This window comes from Spongiibacter sp. IMCC21906 (genome assembly GCF_001010805.1).
Classification (GTDB): domain Bacteria; phylum Pseudomonadota; class Gammaproteobacteria; order Pseudomonadales; family Spongiibacteraceae; genus Spongiibacter.
In genome coordinates this window covers 2068232-2091942 of sequence record NZ_CP011477.1, presented here as the reverse complement: position 1 = coordinate 2091942, position 23711 = coordinate 2068232, and the positions used below count along the sequence as shown (strand labels likewise).

The 23711-nt window shown below is 51.3% G+C and carries 19 protein-coding genes and 1 tRNA gene; 4 read left to right on the top strand and 16 right to left on the bottom strand.

All coding sequences use genetic code 11. From position 1 onward, the window contains the following. Positions 1-11: 11 nt before the first annotated feature. From IMCC21906_RS09605 to IMCC21906_RS09595, 3 genes are all read right to left on the bottom strand, one after another. Complete coding sequence (locus tag IMCC21906_RS09605) at positions 12-2174, bottom strand: xanthine dehydrogenase family protein molybdopterin-binding subunit (RefSeq protein ID WP_047011985.1); 2163 nt, start codon at positions 2172-2174, stop codon at positions 12-14. Then, positions 2171-2677: a (2Fe-2S)-binding protein gene (locus IMCC21906_RS09600; RefSeq protein WP_047011984.1), complete on the bottom strand. Its 507-nt coding sequence runs from the start codon at positions 2675-2677 to the stop codon at positions 2171-2173. Before IMCC21906_RS09600 ends, IMCC21906_RS09605 begins: the two co-directional genes overlap by 4 nt. 180 nt (positions 2678-2857) lie before the next feature. Next, entirely contained in the window at positions 2858-3523 is a 666-nt protein-coding gene (locus tag IMCC21906_RS09595) for an outer membrane beta-barrel protein (protein WP_047011983.1), read from the bottom strand. A gap of 196 nt (positions 3524-3719) precedes the next feature. Between IMCC21906_RS09595 and ald the strand changes: the two genes are divergently transcribed. Further along, on the top strand, positions 3720-4832 hold the full coding sequence (gene ald / locus IMCC21906_RS09590; RefSeq protein ID WP_047011982.1) for an alanine dehydrogenase: 1113 nt from the start codon (positions 3720-3722) through the stop codon (positions 4830-4832). A gap of 76 nt (positions 4833-4908) precedes the next feature. Here ald and IMCC21906_RS09585 read toward each other — a convergent pair. Together IMCC21906_RS09585 and gltX are read right to left on the bottom strand one after the other, a co-directional pair. Beyond that, positions 4909-4984 (bottom strand) — tRNA-Ala (locus IMCC21906_RS09585). A gap of 98 nt (positions 4985-5082) precedes the next feature. Beyond that, on the bottom strand, positions 5083-6582 hold the full coding sequence (gene gltX, locus IMCC21906_RS09580) for a glutamate--tRNA ligase (RefSeq protein ID WP_047011981.1): 1500 nt from the start codon (positions 6580-6582) through the stop codon (positions 5083-5085). Positions 6583-6690: 108 nt separating this feature from the next. On the opposite strand from gltX, the gene dusA reads away from it, so the two are divergent. Genes dusA through IMCC21906_RS09565 form a run of 3 tightly spaced genes read left to right on the top strand, consistent with a single transcriptional unit; the run spans position 6691 to position 9138 of the window. After that, positions 6691-7746 (top strand): tRNA dihydrouridine(20/20a) synthase DusA, encoded by a 1056-nt coding sequence (gene dusA / locus IMCC21906_RS09575; protein ID WP_047011980.1) that lies wholly within the window; start codon positions 6691-6693, stop codon positions 7744-7746. Next, positions 7736-8686 (top strand): transaldolase, encoded by a 951-nt coding sequence (gene tal, locus IMCC21906_RS09570; RefSeq protein WP_047011979.1) that lies wholly within the window; start codon positions 7736-7738, stop codon positions 8684-8686. The genes dusA and tal overlap by 11 nt, the downstream gene beginning before the upstream one ends. Further along, positions 8686-9138: a TerB family tellurite resistance protein gene (locus tag IMCC21906_RS09565; RefSeq protein WP_047011978.1), complete on the top strand. Its 453-nt coding sequence runs from the start codon at positions 8686-8688 to the stop codon at positions 9136-9138. Before tal ends, IMCC21906_RS09565 begins: the two co-directional genes overlap by 1 nt. A gap of 81 nt (positions 9139-9219) precedes the next feature. Here IMCC21906_RS09565 and IMCC21906_RS09560 read toward each other — a convergent pair whose 3' ends face one another. The 11 genes from IMCC21906_RS09560 to IMCC21906_RS09510 form a co-directional block, all read right to left on the bottom strand. Further along, complete coding sequence (locus tag IMCC21906_RS09560) at positions 9220-9708, bottom strand: STAS domain-containing protein (RefSeq protein ID WP_047011977.1); 489 nt, start codon at positions 9706-9708, stop codon at positions 9220-9222. A gap of 4 nt (positions 9709-9712) precedes the next feature. Then, complete coding sequence (locus IMCC21906_RS09555) at positions 9713-10888, bottom strand: PP2C family protein-serine/threonine phosphatase (RefSeq protein WP_052763475.1); 1176 nt, start codon at positions 10886-10888, stop codon at positions 9713-9715. A gap of 110 nt (positions 10889-10998) precedes the next feature. Continuing rightward, entirely contained in the window at positions 10999-11754 is a 756-nt protein-coding gene (locus IMCC21906_RS09550; protein WP_082117435.1) for a VacJ family lipoprotein, read from the bottom strand. 144 nt (positions 11755-11898) lie between these two features. Next, a complete protein-coding gene (locus IMCC21906_RS09545) occupies positions 11899-12648 on the bottom strand; it encodes a DUF2063 domain-containing protein (protein WP_047011976.1) in 750 nt (249 codons plus the stop codon). A 1-nt stretch (position 12649) separates the two neighbouring features. After that, positions 12650-13516, bottom strand: a complete 867-nt coding sequence (locus tag IMCC21906_RS09540; protein WP_231580246.1) for a DUF692 domain-containing protein — start codon at positions 13514-13516, stop codon at positions 12650-12652. Positions 13517-13643: 127 nt separating this feature from the next. Further along, a complete protein-coding gene (hrpA, locus tag IMCC21906_RS09535; protein WP_047011975.1) occupies positions 13644-17540 on the bottom strand; it encodes an ATP-dependent RNA helicase HrpA in 3897 nt (1298 codons plus the stop codon). A gap of 50 nt (positions 17541-17590) precedes the next feature. Next, on the bottom strand, positions 17591-19291 hold the full coding sequence (locus IMCC21906_RS09530) for an AMP-binding protein (RefSeq protein ID WP_369795750.1): 1701 nt from the start codon (positions 19289-19291) through the stop codon (positions 17591-17593). Between the two features lie 230 nt (positions 19292-19521). Continuing rightward, complete coding sequence (locus tag IMCC21906_RS09525; RefSeq protein WP_047011974.1) at positions 19522-20490, bottom strand: ABC transporter ATP-binding protein; 969 nt, start codon at positions 20488-20490, stop codon at positions 19522-19524. Then, positions 20487-21470: an ABC transporter ATP-binding protein gene (locus IMCC21906_RS09520; RefSeq protein ID WP_047011973.1), complete on the bottom strand. Its 984-nt coding sequence runs from the start codon at positions 21468-21470 to the stop codon at positions 20487-20489. Before IMCC21906_RS09520 ends, IMCC21906_RS09525 begins: the two co-directional genes overlap by 4 nt. After that, positions 21467-22768, bottom strand: a complete 1302-nt coding sequence (locus tag IMCC21906_RS09515; protein WP_052763474.1) for an ABC transporter permease — start codon at positions 22766-22768, stop codon at positions 21467-21469. The genes IMCC21906_RS09520 and IMCC21906_RS09515 overlap by 4 nt, the downstream gene beginning before the upstream one ends. Then, complete coding sequence (locus IMCC21906_RS09510; RefSeq protein ID WP_047011972.1) at positions 22765-23709, bottom strand: ABC transporter permease; 945 nt, start codon at positions 23707-23709, stop codon at positions 22765-22767. Before IMCC21906_RS09510 ends, IMCC21906_RS09515 begins: the two co-directional genes overlap by 4 nt. Positions 23710-23711: the final 2 nt, after the last annotated feature.

The following is a 23711-nucleotide window of genomic DNA, read 5'->3' as shown; positions in this document are numbered from 1 at the left end:
TTGATTATGTCTTACGACGCAGCCAAACGGAGCGGCAAGCTGCGCAAACGCTGTCCGGTTGCCACAAAGACTGCATTGGCCACGGCTGCCGCAATGGGCGGCACACCGGGTTCGCCAACACCGCTGGGGGACGCCTGGCTATCAATGCGATAGACCTCAATTTCTGGAGTTTCAAACAAGCGCAGCAACTCATAATTATGAAAGTTACTCTGCTGTACCGCGCCATCTTGAAAACTGATTTCGCCTTTAAGCGCCGCCGTCAAACCAAATACAATGCCGCTTTCCATCTGCATTTTGACGATATCCGGGTTCACCGCCAAACCACAATCCAGTACGCAAACGACCTTATGAACGCGAATTTGGCCATGCTCAATGGAGACATCCACCACCTGCGCCACAGGTGTGCCAAAAGATTCGTGAAAGGCTAAGCCCTGATAGCGGCCCTCTTGAGGATTGCCCCACCCCGCCTTCTCTGCTGCCAGTTTTAACACCGCCCGGTAGGGACTATCGGGTGGTAGCAACCGCAGCCGAAAATCCAGCGGATCTTGCTCAGCCTGGTGGGCCAGCTCGTCAACAAAACTTTCCATAAAAAATGCGTTTTGAGAGTGCCCCACCGAGCGCCAATAACCTACTTGAACAGGCGACGGTTCTTCTATGTAGTCCGTACGCGCATAGGGAAACTGATAGGGAGATTTAATTACCCCCTCTGTTGCTGAAGGGTCGTATCCCGATGCCATATCACCGAGATAACGATGGGCTTTATCTGGCACCCAATTTGGCAACAGCGTATTGGTCACCATGGGCAAAAAGCCTTTAAAAATACTAGGGGCCACTAACTCGCTATAAATACCGTTTACTTTATTGCCAGACAATTTTGCCGACATTCTTGCCATCGCTGCGGGACGATAAAAATCGTGCCGCATATCGTCCTCGCGACTCCAAATTAACTTGACCGGTTTTTTCAAATGCACCGCCAACTGCGCGGCTTCTACCATATAATCTGGTGTTAAACGGCGGCCAAAACCACCGCCCAGCATCGTATTGTGAATAGTGATTTCTTCTGGTGTAAACCCTGTTGCGTCGGCAATTGCATTGCGTGCCAGGTCTATGGCTTGAATACCGGTCCAAATTTCTAAGCCGTTTTGGGTAACAGCAGCCAACGCATTCATTGGCTCCATCGTCGCATGAGCTAAATACGGTGCCTGGTATTCGGCGCTATAGTCGTCACCGGCAAACAAGGTTTCATCACCGATTTCTTCCGCTTTTCGGCGATCTTCACTGTCTAGCAATGCTTTGCGGCGGGTTAACAAATCGCTTTGACTTAAGCCTTCGAATGGCCCTTTATTCCATTCCACATCAATAATATTGGCGGCTTGTCTGGCTTGCCAATAGCCTTTGGCAACCACCGCAATTTTGCCGTCTATCTCAAAAATAGACTCAACACCTGGTTTATCCTTCGCTTCTTTGGCATCAAATTTTTTCAAACTGCCACCCGAATGCGGGCAGCGTACTAACACCGCCGTAAGAGCATCGGGGTAAGAACTATCTAAACCAAACATCGCTTTGCCCGTGACTTTGTCACGGCTGTCTAAGCGCTGATCAAACTTGCCGATATAACGAAAGTCACTGGCGGAACGCAGAGCAACATCGCTGGGCATGGGTAGCTTTCGTGCGACGGGCAACAGCTCAGCAAAGCTGACTTTTTTATCTTCAAATACCGCCATACCGTTTTGAAGCGTCAACCGCTCTTGTTTTACGCCTAACTGATAAGACGCCGCATGCCGTAACAATGCCCCCATCACCGCACCGGCTTCTCGCAGAGGTAAAAAACTGGTTGATAGCGATGAACTACCACCGGTAATCATCACTTTAAAACTCGGGTCTCTAAATTCCGGGTGGAACTGGGCGTGTTCAATTTTTAACTCGGAGGGATGAATGCCAATTTCTTCGGCGGCCAGGGTCGCCATGGCCGTGTAAACCCCCTGTCCCATTTCCGATTTATGCAACTGCAACACAATCTCACCGGTGCTGTTTAGCTGCAAAAAGGCATTGGGTCGCACATCATCGGCGCTGCCTGGATAAGGCGCTTGATCACAGCCCGTGAGGTGAAAACCAATGGCAACGCCACCACCGAGCAGAGCGGTGGTTTTTAAAAACTGTCTGCGCTGCATCATGCTTGGGACTCCTCGGCAGGAGCATCAGCCTGATCAGTAGCGATTAACGCCGCCGCTCGATGTATGGCTTTACGAATGCGTGGATAAGTGCCACAACGGCAGAGGTTGCCCGACATGGCCGCATCGATTTCACTGTCATCGGGTGAGTTGTTGTTGGCCAACAATGCCGCCGCGGACATAATTTGGCCCGATTGGCAGTAACCGCACTGGGGCGTGTTCATTTCAAGCCAGGCTTGCTGCACGGGATGCAATTCTTCGTCAGAGGGCGCCAGGCCTTCAATGGTGGTGACCTTCCGGCCATTGGCAAGTTGGGCCGGATAACTGCAGCTACGAACAGGGTTGCCATCAAGGTGTACAGTGCAAGCGCCGCATAGCCCCACACCGCAACCGAACTTGGTGCCCATCATGGCCAGTTGTTCCCTCAGCACCCACAACAGTGGCGTGCCATCCTCTACCGATAGCTGGCGAGCTTCGCCATTAAGAGTGATTTCTATGTTGCTCATTGTGCCTCCGGCCTCATCCGATTCCCCACTATACTCGCCGGGCAATAAGAATTCTGCGGCGGCGGCGTATTCGCTGCCGTATTATCACTAAATTACGCTAAACAAGCCTATGGCATCAGTGCACAATGTTGGGCGATTCACGGTCAATAGCGGCTGAGAATACCCTTGCGATAGATCAGCTTAGAAATAAAACACCAAGTCAGCCCCTAACACGCCTACTGCGGTATCCAGTGCCTCATCGTCGTCAATAAAGTAATAGTCGTAACCGACCTGAATTTGAATATTACGATCAATAGCAAAACGCAATCCGCCGCCGATAAAGGGATCGACACCGTCAACTAAAAACCGACCGCTCCGGCTGCTATCTTTTACTCGGCCATCCACTTCCCAGCTATAAATTCCACCGCGTAAATACAAGCCAACGGGCTCTTCATCTGGGGTATGCGCATTTAAACCTAAAAATACCCCACTGCTTTCGCCATCAATATCCACTCGCCCCGGCGCGTAGCCATTGGTGGCCACCCTAGAGCCGTCTGACTGGGCACTGGCGGCAAATTCACCCAAGTTCACATAGCCAAACTCAAAAGACAACACATCGGCAATACGGTACCCCACGCCGAACCGCCAACTGACCGACTGATTGTCTTCCTCAATGCGATTAAGAGAACCATCGCCAAAACTAAAGCGCACATCTTCGCTGGCCAAATCGTAATCGGCAGCCCCTACGCCACCAAACAAATACATGGTCGGGGTCGCATTATAAGCACTGCGACCATAGTCATTAGCCTGGGCATAAAAAGGCATAACCGCCACGGCAACCGCCAGCCCCATTAATGATTTTTTCATAGCATGTCCTCCAAAGATTAATGGAAGTATCTGCCGAAAAGACTGAATCAATGCTGAACTATGACGACTAAGAATATTGACTAACAACGTTTACCAAAGCATCGGCTAGACTGATATGTAAGTCCCACCCACTTTGCGACTTTACGCCGTAGCTATTTTGAAAACAGCTGTCTTGGAATCATTGTAGGAGCGCCGAATGAAAATCGCTGTCCCAAAAGAAATTAAAGCGCAAGAATACCGGGTCGGCCTAAGCCCCACCTCCGTTCGCGAGTTAAGCAAGCACGGCCACAGTATCACCGTAGAAACCGGTGCCGGTGCCGCAATTGGTTTTGCCGATAAAGCCTATATCGACGCTGGCGCAACCATCATCGACAATACCGAAACGCTATACCGCAATGCCGAACTGATTGTGAAGGTCAAAGAACCCCAACCCGAAGAATGTAAGCTGCTTCAAAAAGATCAAATTGTATTTGCGTATCTGCACCTTGCACCCGACCTGCAGCAAACTGAACTGTTATTGCAATCCGGCGCCATCGCGATCGCCTACGAAACCGTCACTGCCCCCAACGGCAGCTTACCCCTGCTGGCCCCGATGTCAGAGGTGGCGGGTCGGCTCGCCGTGCAAGCTGGCGCAACATCATTAGAAATGATTAACGGCGGACGGGGACAACTGCTTGGCGGCGTTCCCGGTGTATTACCGGCGAAAGTCTGCATTATTGGTGGCGGCGTAGTCGGCATCAATGCCGCTGCGATGGCGCTGGGACTTGGGGCAGATGTCACCGTAATTGATCGCTCTGTATCCCGCCTTAAAATCTTAGATGAACAGTTTCAAGGTCGCCTGAAAACCCTTTACTCCACAACCGATGCTATTGAGCAGCAAGTCATCCATGCCGACTTAGTCATTGGCGCGGTTCTCATTCCTGGCGCCGCCGCCCCCAAACTTGTCAGCGCCGATCTGGTCAAAAAAATGCAACGTGGTGCCGTGTTAGTCGATGTTGCCATTGATCAAGGCGGCTGTTTTGAAACATCCCGCCCCACAAGCCATGACGCCCCCCGTTATATTGTTGATGGCATTGTTCATTACTGCGTCGCCAACATTCCCGGCGCTGTTGCTCGCACTGCCACACTCGCCCTTAACAACGCCACACTGCCCTACGTCCTGACGTTGGCAGACAAAGGTTGGCAGCAAGCCTTACAGAATGATAAGTACTTTCGAGATGGGTTAAATATTGCGCAAGGAAAGGTTTATTGCCAAGCCGTCGCTGATGCACACGGCTTACCCTATGAAAACAACGCGGCTTTGTTTTGATGGAAAATGCAGCGACCAGATTCTGGTGGATCAGACGCAAAAAAGCCGCCTAAAAATAGGCGGCTTTTTAAAACTTTGGTGGAGCTACGCGGGATCGAACCGCGGACCTCTTGCATGCCATGCAAGCGCTCTCCCAGCTGAGCTATAGCCCCAAAGCAGAGGCTGCGCATATTAATGATCACCTCTGAGCTTGTCAACAAATTGTCTGTAAAAACAGTAAGCTTAAATCAAAAACCGAAAATGACGATTGTTAACCAGCACTATTCTGTAAAGCTTGTTGGTAGCGTTTCTCCAACTTTTTAAGCCGTTTCTTACCAAGCCCGCCCAAGACATCTACGGCATAACGCAATCTTGCCCGGCTCATTTCTGGGCCCAGCACCTCCATAGAATCCACTACCGAGATGGACGCGGTGGTACCGGCAATGGCAATAAATAGCGGCGGCATAAAATCCTTTAGCTTTATTTCCATGCCGTCGGCCAAGGACTTAATCGCTGCAAAAAGCGTATCCCGCTGCCAATCTTGCTCGGCTTCCAGCCGCCATGCCGCCGCTTGCAGCACCGACACCAGCTCTTCTTCATCTAAATTACAAGCACTGAAGCTTTCCGGCGAAATCGGCAGCATGCCTGACAAAAAGAAAGCAGCCAAAGGTGCCAAATCGCTAAAGACTTCTATCCGTGATTGGGCATGGGGCAAAATTTTGGCCAGGGTTTCTTTGTTTAGCGCCCACTCCATCAAGCGCTGAGCCAGCTGCTCTTGATCCAGATCTTCACGTAACCAGAGCCCATTGAGCCAACGCAGTTTTTCTACATCAAAGATTGGCCCGCCCAAACTGACCCGAGATACGTCAAAATTTTCGAGCATGGTCGCCAAATTAAATTTTTCGCTTTCGTCGGGCATGGACCAGCCCATACGCCCCAAGTAATTCAACAAGGCTTCCGGCATAAAGCCCATACGCTGGTAGTACAGAATACTGGTGGGATTTTTGCGCTTGCTTAATTTGCTCTTATCCGGGTTCCGCAGCAGCGGTAAATGGCAAAGTTGAGGCATCTCCCAGCCAAAGTATTCATAGAGTAACTTGTGCTTGGGCGCAGAGTTAATCCACTCCTCTCCTCGCAGCACATGGGTGATCCCCATCAGGTGATCATCCACCACATTGGCCAGGTGGTAGGTAGGCAAACCATCGGATTTCAACAAAATCTGTGCGTCAACCTGGGACCACTCCAGCTCTATTTTGCCCCGCAACATGTCGTCGATTTCACAACGGCCATCCTCTTCCGGCACCACCATCCGAATAACATAGGCCGCGCCTGCTGCTTCCCTAGCCTGCACCTCTTCTTCAGATAGGCGCAAATCGCTGGCTTTTAAAGCCGTATGCAAACCCGCCTCCCGACGAGACTCCCGCAAAGTATTTAGCTCTTCTGCCGTACGGTAGCAGCGAAAGGCTTTGCCTTGATCGATAAGCTGCTGGCAATGTTGCTGGTAAATGTCACTGCGCTCGCTTTGACGATACGGTCCCGACGGTCCGCCGACATCTGGACCTTCATCCCAATCTAAACCCAACCACCGCAAAGAATCCAAGATGGCTTTTTCAGAGGCCGCCGTACTGCGCTGCTGATCGGTATCTTCAATCCGTAACAGAAACTCACCGCCCTGACTTTTGGCAAAGCAGTAATTAAAAAGCGCGATATACGCGGTGCCTACGTGGGGGTCGCCGGTGGGTGACGGCGCAATGCGAGTACGAACAGTCATGGAGAGTTTGCTTCCATTTCAATAGAATACAGGGTTTGGCGCCGGCAATTGCTCCGGCAAGCATTAAGCCGCGTATTATACGTAGCCCGTTGGCAGATTCATCTACTCATGCAGAAAACCCCAAGTAATTCTCTACACATCCCGATCCAAGGGCTGGACCGCCGCTTCTGCGTCGCTCCGATGTTGGACTGGAGTGATAGGCATTGTCGCGTGTTCTGGCGCCTGCTCAGCAAGCGGGCCGTGCTGTATACCGAGATGATCACCACTGGCGCCCTGCTCCACGGTGATGTCGAGCGGCATTTGCAATTTAGTGATGTTGAGCACCCTGTTGCCTTGCAACTTGGTGGAAGCGACCCTGATGCTTTGGCGCGCTCCGCCAAACTTGCTGAGCAATGGCAGTACGATGAGGTCAATCTCAACTGTGGCTGCCCCTCGGACCGGGTCCAAAACGGCGCCTTTGGTGCCTGTTTAATGGCCGAGCCCCAGCGGGTTGCAGCATGTGTCTCGGCAATGAAAGATGCCTGCTCACTCCCGATTACTGTCAAACACCGAATTGGTATCGACGAGCAAGAAGGCTATGGACCGTTAATCGATTTTGTCGGCGCGGTTGCCGACGCGGGAGCCGACGCGGTTATTGTGCATGCACGCAAAGCGTGGCTACAAGGGCTTAGCCCCAAAGAAAACCGAGAAATACCACCTCTAAACTACGACTTTGTGTATCAGCTAAAGCGAGACTTTCCCGAATTAGAGGTCATCATTAATGGCGGCATTGACAATCTCAGCAGTGGCGCCTCGCATTTGTCATATGTGGATGGCATCATGATGGGACGCAGTGCCTATCAAAATCCGTATCTCCTCACCGAGGTAGATCAGCGTTTTTACGGTGAAACATCGCCCACCCCCACTCGCTTCGCGGTATTAGAAGCGCTGCTACCTTATATCGACTCGCAACTAAATAGCGGCAATGTGCGCTTAAACCACATTACCCGACACATATTGGGAATCTTTAACGGCCAGACTGGCGCTAAATTATTTCGGCGCCACTTGAGTCAACATGCCCACTTACCCGGCGCGAATAGTGACGTACTGCGCCAAGCCATGGCCATAGTGAGCAAAGCCGTAGAAGACCAACAGGAATACAGGATGGTATCGAATGACGAGTAAACTGGAACAGCTTAAAAATATGACTGACGTGGTCGCGGACACGGGTGACATTGAAGCCATCCGCCGTTTTACCCCTCAAGACGCCACCACCAATCCCTCATTACTTCTTAAAGCCGCGCAACTGCCCCAGTATCAAGACATGATTAACGAGGTTGTCGCCAGTTTGGGTGAAGACCGTAGCGAGGCCGCATTGAAATCGGCGGTGATGGCCTTTGCCGTGCGCATTGGCAAAGAAATTACCCAGTTGGTTCCCGGTAAGGTTTCTACAGAAGTCGACGCTCGACTGTCTTTTAATACCGACGCAACGGTAGAAGAAGCCCGTCAAGTGATTGAACTGTATAAGAAGCAAGGCGTGGATAAATCTCGGCTGTTCATCAAAATTGCCTCGACCTGGGAAGGTATTCGGGCCGCTGAAATTTTGGAAAATGAAGGGATCGAATGTAATCTGACCCTGCTTTTCAGTCTGACTCAGGCTGCCGCCTGCGCTGAAGCTGGCGCTTCATTGATATCGCCTTTTGTGGGCCGCATTCTGGATTGGCATGTTGCCCATGGCAATACACCCGACACAGCAGAACAAGACCCCGGTGTAATCTCCGTTAGCAGCATCTACAGCTATTATAAGCAGCACGGATACAAGACTATTGTGATGGGTGCCAGCTTTCGCAACACTGGCGAAATTCAAGCCCTAGCCGGTTGCGACCGCTTAACCATCAGCCCGGCATTACTGGAAGAGCTTGAGAACGCCAGCGGTGATTTGCCCCGCCGCCTATCTCCAGAAATGGATATTAAAGCCGTGCCGCGACTGGTATTAAGCGAATCCAGCTTTCGCTGGGCAATGAACGAAGACGCCATGGCAACTGAAAAATTAGCAGAGGGCATTCGCGCCTTTGCCGCAGATCAAATTAAATTAGAAGCCATGCTAAAAAATTGGGACAAATAATGTTTGAGCACTTAAAAAAATTCTTTGCCTCCGATACAGAAGACGACAGCCTGTCGATGACCATGGAAATGGCTGCCGCGGCATTGCTAGTGGAAGTCAGTAAATCGGACTACGAGCAAGACCCGGCTGAAGTAGACAAAATTCGCGGTTTATTGGTACGGCACTTTTCAGTATCTGAAAGCGAGGTCGAAAAAGCCGTCGCCCAGGCACAAGACACCACGCAAGACAGTACCTCACTGTATCCCTTTACACGTTATATCAACGACAATTGCGACAATCAGGAAAAATATCAGCTGGTGTTATCCCTGTGGGAAGTGGCCGCAGAGGATGGCCGGATCGATAAATACGAAGAGCACTTAATCCGCAAAATTTCAGACTTGATTTATCTCCCCCACCGGGAGTTTATTCGGGCTAAATTGATAACGACTGAAAAACTGGAGAATATGGAGTAACGAGCGAGCGCCGTTACCGATACAAGCGTGAGGCATTGGCTTAAATGCTAAGCGATGCCTCATTCGCTCATTCAAATTAACTCAATAACACTGGCCTTCGAGCAAGGTCACCAATTCCCGAAACTTGGCGCGATTGCTTTCGCTCATGCCCATCAACACTCGATGGGCTTCCAGCACCCTGCGCTTCACACCCTCTTCACTGTCGGGGAGCACCGGTAACTCGCCCAGATCTTCGTCACTGATCAAGGGCACCTCTCGAATACGAAACACCCGGTCAAAGCTCATACTCTCCAGCACCCGGGTAATATCAGGGTTAGTAGAAAGAACGAGAGGAATATAATGAAACCGCTGTTTTGCTTTAATCGCTAATTTGGCGAGCAAACCCAAGGTGGTACTATCGATATTGACAGCATCTGCAAGATCCACAACCACACTGGCAAAGCCCTTGACGGCTAACATCTCGTCAAAGAACTCATCCATGGTTGTGCATAGCGTTAAACGAACATCGCCGACCAGTTTGATGACAAATGCACCATCCTGCTCGGCGACTAAAATTTTTCCCGGCTGCATTAGCCTATAACCTGCTGACGACGAGTATTGCAATATCATCTGGAGGCTCATTTTGTGTAAATAAATCAAAGGCCTCCGCCAACTCTGTAGAAGAACGCTGGCCTGACTTGAGCAAGTCCAATAAGGCCTGCTCTTTCAGCTCCAGATTTTCCTGCTGCAGAACTTCTAATATACCATCTGAGAACAGACTCAGCACAGCCCCTTCCGGAAAGCTGATCATATGGTCACTAAATTCTGCTTCGCTAAACAAACCCACTGGCATGTCGTGCTCGGGCAAAAATGCCGCCACCCCATCAACCGCCATCACCGGTGCCGGTAAATGACCAGCCACTGAGTAGCTCATTTGCTGGCATTTCAAATCCACCGCGCCGACACACATCGTGACATGCTTGCCAATGCCCATGTCGATCAACTCACGATTGGCAATTGCCAGCATTTTTGCAGGTGACAAAATCGCGGTTGAGCCTCTATGTAAAAAATCACTACGTTTACTGGCAAAGAGATTTTTCAGAAAAACCGTCACAAACGCAGAGCTAGCGCCATGCCCAGACACATCCGCAACAAAAAACACAGCGTGATCTTCGCCGACTAAGAAATAATCAACAAAGTCACCACTGAGATACAACGATGGCTGAATAAAGTGGCAAAACCGGTAACCGCCAATTTCTTTTGGGGTATCCGGCAATAACAACTGCTGAACGTGCTTACCCGCCTGTTGATCTTGCTGCAGGTGGGTCAGGCTCTCAAGTAACTCGCGGTTAGCATTTTCCAGTTTGGTGCGGTAAGCAAGATTCTCGCGCTTGAGAATCGCCCGCTCCATAGCCCGCTCCATGGCATGGGCAAGCACATTGGTGCTTTTGGTCGGCAACATCAGATAATCGGTGGCACCGTGGCGCAATGCCGAAACTACGTCTTCAGCACTTTCTCGATGGGAAACGGCAATAAGCGGTAATTCTCGGGGATCGTCGGCCATATCAGACAATAAGCCGATGCCATCGGCTGCATCGATATCAATCATGGCCATGTCAATATCGTCTTCTCGAAAGCTCAACAAGCCTTCGTCGCGCTGAATGACAAGCAGCACTTCAACCCCCAGTGACTCAAGGGAGCTGCGTAAATCTGCATAATTGGTAATCGCCTGCCCTACTAAAAGCAAACGATGCCGTAAAGGGATGCTCATCAAGCCTTTTTACTCGTATCCCTATCGGCACACAAGCAACAAAAATGTGCAGGATTCACAGCGGGAACATTACAGAGAGAAAGTCGGCTGACACGATGCCCTCCGGGACACTAAAATTCTTCAAATGACTCGAAGTCCTCGCCACCAAAACTGTCTTCAGTTTTGCCATCGTTAATCAAATACTCCCGACGCTGTAAGTAAGCATCTTTCAAAAAACTATAGCGATCTCCAGAGATAAGATCTTCTGAGTCCAACAACGAAGCCCGGGTATCAACAACATCAATGACCTTCATATAGTAGCGGGCTCGCTCGGGGTCAATATTGCCCTCTGCAGAAGTGTAGCTGTCTACCGCGGTGCCAGTCCCATCTCGAAGTGTGCTGGGGCCAAACAGTGGCAGCATCAGGTACGGACCAGAGCCTACCCCCCAAACGGCAAGGGTTTGGCCAAAATCTTCTGGCTCTCGTTTCAAACCAATATGGGTAGCCACATCAAACAAGCCTAAAACGCCCACCGTGGTATTGATAATAAACCGTCCGGCATCGACCATGGCATTACTGGGTTTGCCCTGCAGAATATCGTTGCCAAAACTCTGCACTTCACCAATATTATTGAAGAAGTTGCCGATGCTTGTTTCAACCGGAGTGGGGGTTACCGTTTTATATCCCCTGGCGACCGGCTTAAGCACATAGCGGTCGGCAACCTCGTTGAAGGCAAATATTTTACGATTTAAGCCCTCCAGAGGGTCTCGGGGATCAAGCGTATCGTCATCAGCAAAGCTGGGAGACGACAACAGCGCCGCCAGCAGCACGGCTAAGCCGCCCGACAGCCCAAATAATCTTGTTTTATCATTTCGCAATACTGACATTGCTGAAATCCTTAGCCTGAATTCAATACGCCTGTCTCGCCAGCCTAATATCTAGCCAGTCCTCAGCGCCTCCATATACCTTGAACACTTATAATACAGGGAAAGCATCGTGCTGTTGATAGACTTTCGTACCCCCGTTTGTTGCTAATCAGATGCGACCAGCAAAATCTCTAATTCCAGCATCTGTTGTAGCAGCTCAGTGGCAAAACCTTTCAAGGCCCCAACAGTGGCACCCATGTCTGCGGCTAATTGGCTTAAAGCCCCGGTGACGTTGCCACCCTGCTCTTCTAATAAAACCAATAACCGCGCGGTGGCAGCATTTATTTCCAAGAAGCCAACCACGTCTTTACTGTTGCGGTATACCAGCAAAAAAGTCGGTTCGGCGTCGGCAGTCTCTGGCTGAAATGTCGCACTGATTTTGTGAACCGGAAATTGATATGCCAATGACCACGCCAGTGGCGACATCTGCAAATTTACCGATAAAACCTCTTTTGGTACGGGCGGTATCTCCGGCAGCTGCTCGGTGCTGATATCCAAGGCAAGCTCAACCCATTCGTAATGAGCCAGCTCTACTAAAAAAGCAGGGTCAGAGGGCAGCATTTGCCGCTCATTGCTGAGGTAATCAATAAACTCTTCAGCCAGCTTTACAAAAAAAGGGCTTTTACAATAATGGCAACACATGAAGTCCCGAATAATCCCTCGCCACGCGGCGTCATCATAGAGGGTTCGAGTAACCGGAAATGCCGTAGAAACAAAGCCTTCAACTGTATTGAAAAACAAATCTTGGTATATCTGTAAACGGCGGACTTCAATATTTTCTGGGCCAGGATTTGCCTCAGGGTTACGAACGTAGTCGCTAAGTTTTTTCTGCAGTTGCACTAATTCGGATGGCATATCAGCCTCCTTGCTCAGTCAGCACGGCTTGTACCCGAGCTTGGGCACGACGTATTTGCGCAACTTCTTCGAGCAGTCGAGCCATGGGGGGGAAATTAAAATCCCGTTCTAACAAGGTCGGCAATGCCCCAGCTTTATCGTAGGCAGCATCGAGTAAAGACCACACAGGGTCAATCACATCGGCACCATGGGTATCGATACGCAAATCTTCGGCCTCGTGATAATGTCCGGCAATATGAATATAGCGAATGCGCTGCGCGGGCAACGCGGCTAAAAACGCATAGGGATCGTAGCAATGGTTAATGCTGTTAACGTAAATGTTATTCACGTCCAGCAGCAGGTCACAGTCAGCCTCGGCGGCCACGGCGCAAATAAACTCGCTCTCGGACATTTGCTGCCCCGGTGCAGCATAATAAGAGGCATTCTCTAATAATATTCGGCGGCCCAATATATCCTGGGTTTGTCGCACTCTAGCTGCAACGTGCTTAACCGCCTCCTCAGTAAAGGGAATAGGCATTAAGTCATAGAGGTGACCTTCATCCGCACAGTAAGTCAGATGCTCGGAATATAGCGTGCAATCAAATTCATCCATAAACCCCCGAATTTGATTGATCAACTGGGTATCCAGCGGTGCAAAGCCGCCAATATTAAGGGACAAACCATGGAGGTAAACAGGAAAACGTTCGGCACATTCACGAAACGCCCGGCCAAATCGCCCGCCCATATTCAACCAGTTTTCTGGCGCCACCTCGAAGAAATCAATATCGCCAAGCTCGATATTTTTAAAGTCTTCCAGCAGTCCGCGTCGCAGGCCAAGGCCCGCCAGCGCAGTATTGCCAGAAATCATATTGGGCGCACTTTTTACCATTAATTCCACTTTGCTGTTTAGAGAATGAAGGGGCTGAATACACGACTAAGCCTGTTTGCTCCGCAAGCTTCTACGCAGCAAATCAGCAGAACGATGTTTCAGCGGCCGTTCACTGCAGACTCTCAGCCTAAGCTTTTGTTACAAGTGGTGCCAGCGCCTTCCAAGCATTCTTTAAGCGTTTTTCAGACACCGGCATTGCGGTACCCAGCTGTTGGGCAAACAGCGAGACCCTGAATTCTTCTAGCATCCAACGAAACTCGGCAAAATCCGCCAGGGTCATTGCCAATGGGTCTTTAAGCAACACCTGATCGACTTTTTCCTGCATCGGTTCAATAATCAATGTGCATTGACGGTCTCGCTGAAAGTTACCGTCGAGCTTGTCCATACGCTGCAGCACCGCTTTAAGATAGCGCGGAAACTGCGCCAGCTCTTGTAAACTGCAATCCCGAATAAACCCCTTGCTAAACAGGCTGCTCAGTTGCTGGCGAATATCATTAATACTCTGAATCCACGCCAAGCTATTCAAGGATTTCATCCGCCGACAAATATCGCTATACAGCCCTAATATTTCGCCCAGCAAAACATCATAGCGCTCCGCCACTGGCACAAACTCACTGCGACCACGCTGCCAGATTGACTCAAAAGCCTCTTCATTGCGGGGAAGACACTCTGTGCTCAAACCAAACGCCTCCCGGGCCGCCGCCATTAAGGTATCGTCTATCCATTGGCGCCGGTCCTGCTGGCAGGCCGCAAACTGCAATTGCTGGGCGTTATTGCTAAACAACTGTTTGCGCAAGCCCTTGGTTTGTTGGCCGAGTCGAAGCAACAATAATTGCTGCACGCCTGCAAGGCTTTCCCGCTGTGCCTCTTGGAGCGACTCCGCCAAGGCCAGTTCTACCGTCTGTTTGCGCAGTCGCAAGCAGGGGTAAGCTGTTAAAGTCGCACCGCTTTGTTTAAATTGATGCTCTACCGCCAACGCACCAAAATCCCAACAATCAACCTCTCTAGACTCAAAACCCTTGCCGGTTTCTTTGGCGATACTGCTCTGCACCCGATGGCTGAGTTTGCTTCGCAGCGAATTCAAATTTCGACTTTCCGCCAGGGTTTCGCCGGCATCATCCAATACCCGGATATTCATTCGATAGTAGTCATCTAGCGATTGTGCTGACCAGCTCTGCAAATCAATTTCAACACCGCTAATGCGTTTTAGCGCAATTGATAGCGCCTCGAGTAAAGACGTGTCAGAGGGCGACAGCGTTTCCAAGGCCCGGTCAACGTAATCGGGCACCGGCACCAGTTGTTTGCGCTGGGCCTTGGGCAGCGCTTTAACTAAGGCAATCGACTTTTCTCGCAGTAAGCCGGGCACCAGCCATTGCAAACGCCCCTCGGGGACTTTATCCAATAGCGCCATGGGTAACAGCACCGTTACGCCATCGGCGGGATGGCCAGGTTCAAAATGGTATCTCAGTGGCAGTTGATTTTCCTGCCAATGCAACACATCGGGAAACTGAGCTTCACCGGCATCGATGTCAGCGATACGCATGGCATCGCCACGCCCTAGATACAGCGCATTTTTAGGCGCATCGCGTTTTAACCAACTTTCTAAATGCCGCGCAGACACAACGGTTTCGGGTAGTCGCTCATCATAAAAGCGGAACAGCTCCTCATCAGAGGCGAGGATATCCCGGCGCCGCGTTTTATCTTCCAAGCCTACAATATCGTCAATCAATGCACGGTTATGGACAAAAAATGCCGCTTTACCGCGATAACGTCCTTCGACCAGTCCTTGTCGAATAAAAATTTCCCGGCTTTCTTTGGGATTGATGGGGGCGTAATTCACCTTCAGTTTGTCGCGAATCTGCAGACCAAATAGCAGGGTTTGCTCAAAGGCCACAACGCGCCCGGTTTTTGCTTGAAAATGGGGTTCGTAATAGCGGCGTTTGAGAAGGTCGTCGTTTACCCCCAGTACCCATTCCGGCTCGATCCTGGCCACGCAGCGGGCAAAAAGCTGGCTGGTTTCGGCCAGCTCGGCGGCGACAATCCACTTAGGTGATTTCTTAAACAACGCCGAACCGGGAAAGATTCTCAGCTTGCGGTTGCGGGCGCCTAAGTAATCCCGCTCTTCCGTTTTAAACGCTATCTGACTCAAAAACCCTGGCAACAGAGCTTGATGCAAGCGTTGATAATCTGCGGGCTCTTGATTTTTAACCAGCTTCATTTGCCGACACAGCAACGTCAGTTGGTGATGAACTTCTCGCCATTCCCGCATACGCGTCCACGAAAAAAACTCTTTCTGGCAAAGCTTGCGCCACTGATTGCTTGATAATTCCTGACGCTGCTCTTCGGCGTAGTCCCATAACGCCAGATAAGCCATAAAATCAGACTCGGGGTGGGAAAAGCGGCGATGCTTCTCATCGGCAGCTTGTTGTTTATCTGCCGGGCGTTCTCTAGGGTCTTGGATACTCAAGGCACTGGCAATAATCAACATTTCATGCAGGCAGCTCTGCTCAGCGGCTGCCAACAACATGCGGCCAATTCTAGGATCCGCAGGCAATTGTGCCAAGCGCTTACCCAGTGGAGTTAGGCTTCTGCCAGCAACCGCCCCCAGTTCCTGCAACAAGCCATAACCATCATTAATCAAGCGGCGGTCAGGGGGGTTAATAAATGGAAATTTCTCTATCTCGCCCAGACGCAGTTGCAGCATTTGCAAAATAACCGCCGCCAAATTAGTGCGCTGAATTTCCGGCTCAGTAAACTCAGGCCGCCGCTGAAAATCTTCTTCGCTGTATAGGCGATAAGCAATACCGGGGGCAAGACGGCCACAACGCCCCGCCCGTTGGTTGGCACTGGCTTGGGAGATCGCTTCTACTGGCAGCCGCTGCACTTTACTGCGCACACTGTAGCGGCTGATGCGGGCGGTACCGGCATCAATCACAAAATGAATACCGGGAACGGTCAAGGAGGTTTCGGCAACATTCGTCGCCAACACGACGCGCCAACCCCGCCGTCCCCGCAAATCAAAAATGCGCTGTTGTTCTTTATTACTTAAACGGGCATACAGTGGCAACACTTCCAGGTTGTCATTGCTGCTGCGCTTTAAATGTCGGTGAACTTCTCTAATATCCCGTTCACCACTGAGAAACACCAGGACATCCCCCCGGCGAGACTCGCCCCCGCGCTGTAACTCGTTCAGCACGTTTTCGATAGCTGCGGGCAGATCATTGCCAGATTCCGCCTCCTCCATTGGTCGATAACGATACTCCACCGGGTAATTCCGACCTGATACTTCGATCACCGGGGCGTTATTAAAATGCTCAGAGAAACGCTCAACATCAATGGTCGCCGAGGTAATGATCAGTTTCAAATCAGGGCGCTTAGGCAGCAGGGTTTTAAGATAACCCAGCAAAAAATCGATATTGAGACTGCGCTCGTGGGCTTCGTCAATAATGATGGTGTCGTATTGATTAAGAAAACGATCCTGATTAATCGCCGCCAGCAAGACCCCGTCGGTCATCACCTTGATGTGGGTGCGCGGATTACTGACATCCTGAAAGCGAATTTGAAAACCCACGCTCTCCCCTAGCGGCGTTGCCAACTCATCGGCAAGACGTTGGGCAACGCTGCGAGCGGCCAAGCGCCGGGGTTGGGTGTGACCAATCAAACCCGCCACGCCTCGGCCCAGCTCAAGGCAGACCTTGGGGATTTGGGTCGTTTTACCCGAGCCCGTTTCCCCGGCAACAATCACGACCTGGTTATTGGCGATGGCCGCTTTAATATCGTCAACCCGGCCACTGACGGGTAAATCTTCAGGGTAGCTGACGACGGGTACGCTGTTTAGCCGAGCCAGGCGGTTGGCCACTGAGCGGTCCAAGCGTGCTTGCAGCTTTGCCAATGCCTTTTGGCGCGGTTCAGGCTCAAGGGCGGCTTTCTTTAAACGCAGTAACTCCCGGCGCAATGGGAACTGGTCAATAAGACAGCATTCATTCAAGGCATCAAACAGGGAGTTCAGAGAGGATTCTGGCATAGGGCTCGCAATAAAAAAGGCGCCGTTAAGCGCCTTTTGGGGAGTGTTAATCAGCTGGCTCGTTTCGCCAACTCTTCATCCCGCAAATCGCGCCGCAACACCTTACCAACATTGGTTTTGGGCAACTCGTCCCGCACTTCGATATAGCGGGGCATTTTATAGCCCGTAAGACGTTCACGCAAAAAGGCTTTTAATTCGTCTTGATCAATGTCTCCCTGTTTAGTGGCAATAAAAATTTTAACCGCCTCACCAGACTTTTCATCGGGCACACCAATCGCCGCACACTCCCTAATATTGGGATGGCTGCTTAATACGTCTTCAATTTCATTGGGATACACATTAAATCCAGACACCAGAATCATGTCCTTCATGCGGTCGACAATCCGCATATAACCATCAGCCTGCACAACAGCCACATCGCCGGTATGAAACCAGCCGTCTTTCATTGATTTATCGGTTTCATCCTGCCGCTGCCAATACCCCATCATGACTTGAGGGCCCTTAACACACAGCTCACCGCGCTCATCAATACCGCATTCTTCACCACCCTCGGCAATAATGCGAATATCGGTACCCGGCAAGGGCAAACCAATAGTCCCCACCTGGTTTTTACCACCGGGGTTGATCGAAACAACGGGGGAGGTTTCGGTCAGGCCGTAACCTTCAAACACCTCAGAACCGGTCATTTCCTGCCAGCTTTTAGCCGCCCCGGCCGTTAGTGCCATACCACCCGACAAGGTGACTTTTAACGAAGAGAAATCCAAGCTCGCAAATTCTGGGTGGTTACACAACGAGACAAACAAGGTGTTAATGCCGCTCATTCCAGACCACTTCCAGCGACGCATTTCCTTAATGACGCTATCCAAGTCACGGGGGTTGGGAATCAGCACAGAGTGATTCCCCTGCAGCATGACCACAAAACTCAGCATAAATGAGTAAATATGATAGAGCGGCAAAGGCGCCATAAAGGTCTCTTCTCCCGGCTTGAGACCATAGCTTTCAAACAGTTCTTTGCTTTGCAAAACGTTGGCAATCAAATTGCCATGACTAATCATTGCCCCCTTAGAGACACCGGTTGTGCCACCGGTATATTGCAACAAGGCCAAGTCTTCCTTGCCCGCCGTCGTGGGCTGGTAGCGACCGGATTTACCCTTTGCCAAGGCAGTCCGAAAACTGACGCTATTGGGAAAAGACACTTTAGGGACCATTTTTTTGACGTGCTTAACCACCGAGTTAATCAACAGTCTTTTTACCGGTGGATGTAAGTCGGCCAGCTCGGTAACAATGACGGTCTCAATCCCTGCCATGGGGGCAACCGCCGCGGCCACTTCGGCAATATTTGCCAGCACCACCATCACCTTGGCACCGGAGTCTTTAATTTGATGTTCTAATTCCCGCTCGCTGTACAGTGGATTGGTATTAACCACCACTAAACCCGCGCGAATGGCAGCAAAAAGCACCACCGGATACTGAAGAATATTGGGCATTTGAATCGCGATGCGATCACCGGTTTTCATTCCCAACTCATTTTGCAGATAGCTCGCAAAATTAGCCGAAAGCCGATCCAGATCACTGTAATTCAGGGTGTAGCCCAAACAGCTTACGGCGGGATTGTTACTGGCCGTGTCAACGCAGTGCTGAAACATTTCAGCAAGATTGGCAAACTGGCTTAGATCTACGCTACTGGGAACACCCGCCAGCGACCTACCGGCTTCAATAGCGTTTGCAACGGCCTCACGTTTATCGGACAAAATCACCCCTCCTACCTTTTCACCATTATTGTTATTGCCGTATCAGCACAAGACACCTTAACCCTAAAACAAGCATCAAGGCATAAAACCAAGCACAGTTTGAGCACAATAATGCAAGCTATCGGCTTTTGTGTTCACTGTCAACACTGAGCATATAAATCACGCTATACGCTCAAATCCATAAAGTCTGATACCGCCCTATTTGAATGAAACGTCGCGATGCGACGTACTTAGTCCAACCATTGCAATCGATGACAAGCCGCCACACTGCCACCGTCGCCAGACTGCAGCCACGGTGGCTGAGCGACACACCCCTCCTCGGCATAAGGGCAGCGTGGAGCAAAACGACAACCCGCATCGTCCGCTAGAGGCGGCAATCGCACCGCGGATTTATCACTGCGGTAATGGCTGACATTTTTGTGCTTAAGGTCGGCACTCAAATGCGCCGATATCAGCATTTTAGAATAGGGGTGCAAGGGTTGAGAAAACACCTGAGCACTCTCCCCCAACTCAACAATTTCCCCCAAATACATGACCGCCGTTCGACTGCTGAGGTGACGAACCACCGCTAAATCGTGGGCAATAAACAACATTGCCGTATTTAAGTCTTGCTGTAGGTCACGCAGCAACTGAATAATTTGGGCCTGCACAGACACATCCAGTGCCGACACCGGTTCATCGCAAATCACCAGTTTAGGTTCTGCGATAAAAGCCCGCGCGATGCCAATTCGCTGTCGTTGACCACCAGATAACTCATGCGGGTAACGCTCGGCAGCACCCGCCGCCAAACCAACCCGGTCCAACCATTGCCGCCCCAATGCTTTGGCCGCAGAGTCAGGCATTCTTCGTACTCGAAGCGGCTCAAGCAGACTATCGAGGATGGTCATTCTTGGATTTAAACTCGCGTAGCTGTCTTGAAAGACCATTTGTACCCGGTTGGCGGTAAAACGAAAATCCCGGCTCTTAAATTTCGCCGGCAGCGGTCTGTCATCCAAAACCATACTGCCCCCGGTTCGGGGTTGCAGGCCCGCAATAATACGCCCCAGTGTAGACTTACCCGAGCCGCTCTCGCCGACTAAGCCCAGCACTTCGCCAGGGGCGATATTTAAATCAACGCCGTCCACTGCGGCGAGCAAACCTTGGCCGCTGTCAAAATGGCAGCGTAAATCCCGCACAGTCAGTATCGGCGACACGCTCATTGGCAATCGCCCTCCCGCCAACGCAATGGGTGCTCGGGGTGCCAGCGCCAACAGCGGCTCAAATGACCGTCGCTGCAGCGATGCAGTGCCGGTTCTTCTTCACAGATTGCCATTCTGTGATCGCAACGCGGACCAAAGCTGCAACCCTTGGGTAGCTCCCGAGGGTCTGGCGGCGTACCGGGAATCGCAAACAACGCTTGATCATGCTCTAAGCTGGGCACCGCTTTTTTGAGCGCGGCGGTGTAAGGATGTCCCTCTCGGCTAAAGACCGCCTCAAGACTGCCGGACTCAATAGTTTGTCCCGCATACATCACCGAAACTGAGTCCGCGACATTCGCTACCACCCCTAAATCGTGGGTAATAAACAACAAGGCCATGCCCCGGTCTTGCTGAAGTTCTTTTAGCAAACCTAGCACTTCAGCCTGAACGGTTACATCCAATGCCGTAGTGGGCTCATCGGCGATCAATAGCTTCGGTTTACAGGCGCTGGCCATGGCAATCATTGCCCGCTGTAACATGCCGCCAGAATACTCAAAAGGGTATTGCTCTGCTCGGCGGGCGGGGTTGGGAATGGCCAAACGCTCCAACAAGCTAATTGCTTCTTTCTTTGCTGCGGCTCGGCTAAGCCCTTGGTGAATCCGCAGAGGCTCTGCAATTTGATCACCCACTTTTTGGGTAGGGTTTAAGGCTGACATGGGATTCTGAAAGATCATCGCAATGTCGTTGCCCCGCAGCCCCCGCCATTGCTTGGCATCCAACACAGCCATCTTTTTGCCCGCAAACGTCCAGGCGTTTGCGCTCAGCTTAGCGCCATTAGGCAACAGCCCTAACAGCGCCATAGCCGTGAGTGATTTACCGCTGCCAGACTCCCCCACCAAAGCGCGACACTCGCCCTGTTCCAAGGTCATAGATACATCTCTGAGCACCGGATTGTCACCAAGGCTAAGCTGTAAATTTTGTAAATTTAAAACCAGACTCATGCTTTCACCGCCCCTGCCCGTCTGTCGGTGGCGTCCCGGAGGGCATCGCCCAAGGTGTTAAACGCCAGTACCGAGATACTAATCAGCAAGGCGGGTAGCAAGAGCTGACGGGGATGGGATAACAGGGTTTTAATACCATCATTGCAAAGCGCGCCCCAAGAGGTGGTGGGGGGTGATACCCCCATGCCGATAAACGATAAAAACGCCTCGGTAAAAATTGCTTGCGGAATCGCAAAACTAAAGGCCACCAAAATCATCGGCAACACATTGGGAAACAAATGCCGAGCAATCAATCCCGCGCGGCCAACCCCAGCCAATCGAGCCGCCTCGACAAAGGGCTGACTTCGCAATGCCAATACCTGGCCGCGAATAAGCCGGGCGCTGCTTGGCCAACTCAACATCAACATCGCCAAAATTAGCGGCGCAATACCGTTTTCTCCCGGGCCGATACCAAAGGCAACCCGGAACAGAATCATAAACAGCAAAAACGGTAAGGCGATGACAAAATCCACCAGCCGCATAAGCACCTGGTCTACCCAGCCGCCAAGCAAACCGGCAATAGCGCCGATAAGACAACCCAGCCCAATAAACAACAACGGTGCCACCACCCCGACAAACAACGACGTTTGCCCCCCGGCCATTAAGCGGGCGAGCATATCCCGACCCAGGGCATCGGTTCCCAAGGGGTGAGACGGCAAGTCGATAAATTCCGGTGTGGCGCTCCCCAGCTTAATCAGGCCTTGAAGCTGGGCCTCAAATAGAGAAATGGCGGGCTGAGGCCGCACGTCTCTGGCGAACAATAGCAGGCCGGTATCTGCGTCAGTTATGGTGTAACGATATATTCTGTGACGCAGCTGAAGACGATCTTCAAACGCAGCACGATTCACGTCACTCATTGGTAAGCCAATACCCGACTCCGATGCCAAGCTGCGGTAGACCCGATAAGTCGCTACGCCGTCTACATTCGGCCACTGCAAGCGCACCCGTTCGGTATTGGCCTCAACCACGGTCAAGCGCGTAACCCGCTTACTGACATGCCAAGCGTCGTCATTCTTAATAACTTTAACCGACATCGCCGGAGTCGGTCCCCGAGAAATTTGCGATAGCCACTGTTGAGAAGGGTCTTGCTGCCAAAACAGTGGTCCCAGGGTGACAAAAAGCACCATAGCTACCACCACCGCCAGCGAAATAATGACAGCCGGGCTGAACAGACGCGGCAACGGCACCGCTGTCGGCAGCTCAGAAGATTGCCATACTGGTGGCCGCCAAGGTGCAAAACGAAATACCGAAATACTCATCCCCGCCCCCGGTACAAGCGAATACGGGGGTCAATAAAGCCGTAACTGATATCGATAATCACGACCACCAATACCAAAAACGCGCCATAAAATACCGTGGTGCCCATAATCACGGTGTAGTCCAATTGCTGCACTGCCTGGACGAAATAACGCCCTAAACCGGGAATAGCAAAAACCAACTCCACTACAAAGCCACCCGTGGTGATGGCCGCAATGGTAGGCCCAAGTTCTGTGACTACCGGCAACACTGCATTGCGCAATTGATGGCGCCAAAACAAGGGCCAGCGCCCCACGCCTTTTGCTTTAGCCGCCATAACGTAATCGGTGGTAATAACTTCTAGCATAGAGGCCCGCATCAACCGGCTGAGATAGGCCATTGTGCCCAACCCAAGCACCAACGCTGGCACCCAAACATTGGCAATGCCGCCCCAGCCCGCGACAGGAATCAAGGTTTGTTCAGCAGCGCGATTAAGTTGCACAATAATAAGCTGGGCCAGCGCGGCAATAACAAAGCTCGGTACTGATATCGACGCAATTACCGCCACCATCACCGATCGATCTGGCCAGCGATTTCGGTAATAGGCCGCCACACTGCCCGCGGTCACTCCACCGACCAAAGCAATCAATAATGCGGTGATACCCAAGATAGCCGAAATAGGAAAATGCTCGCGAATAATATCGTTCACATAGCGGTTTTCTTGGGTGAAGGAAATACCAAAATCCCCTTTAATCATATTGCCAAGAAAAAGCTGATATTGAGTAAAAAGCGGTTTATCTAAACCGTAACGCGCCTCTAGCTCGGCCCGCACTTGTGGCGACATGGCTTTGTCTCGCACCAATGGGTCACCAGGTACGGCGTGCATGGCAAAAAAGGTGGCAGTCGCAATAAACCAAATGGTTATGACGCCCGACAGCAACCGCTTGGCAATAAAGCTCAGCATAA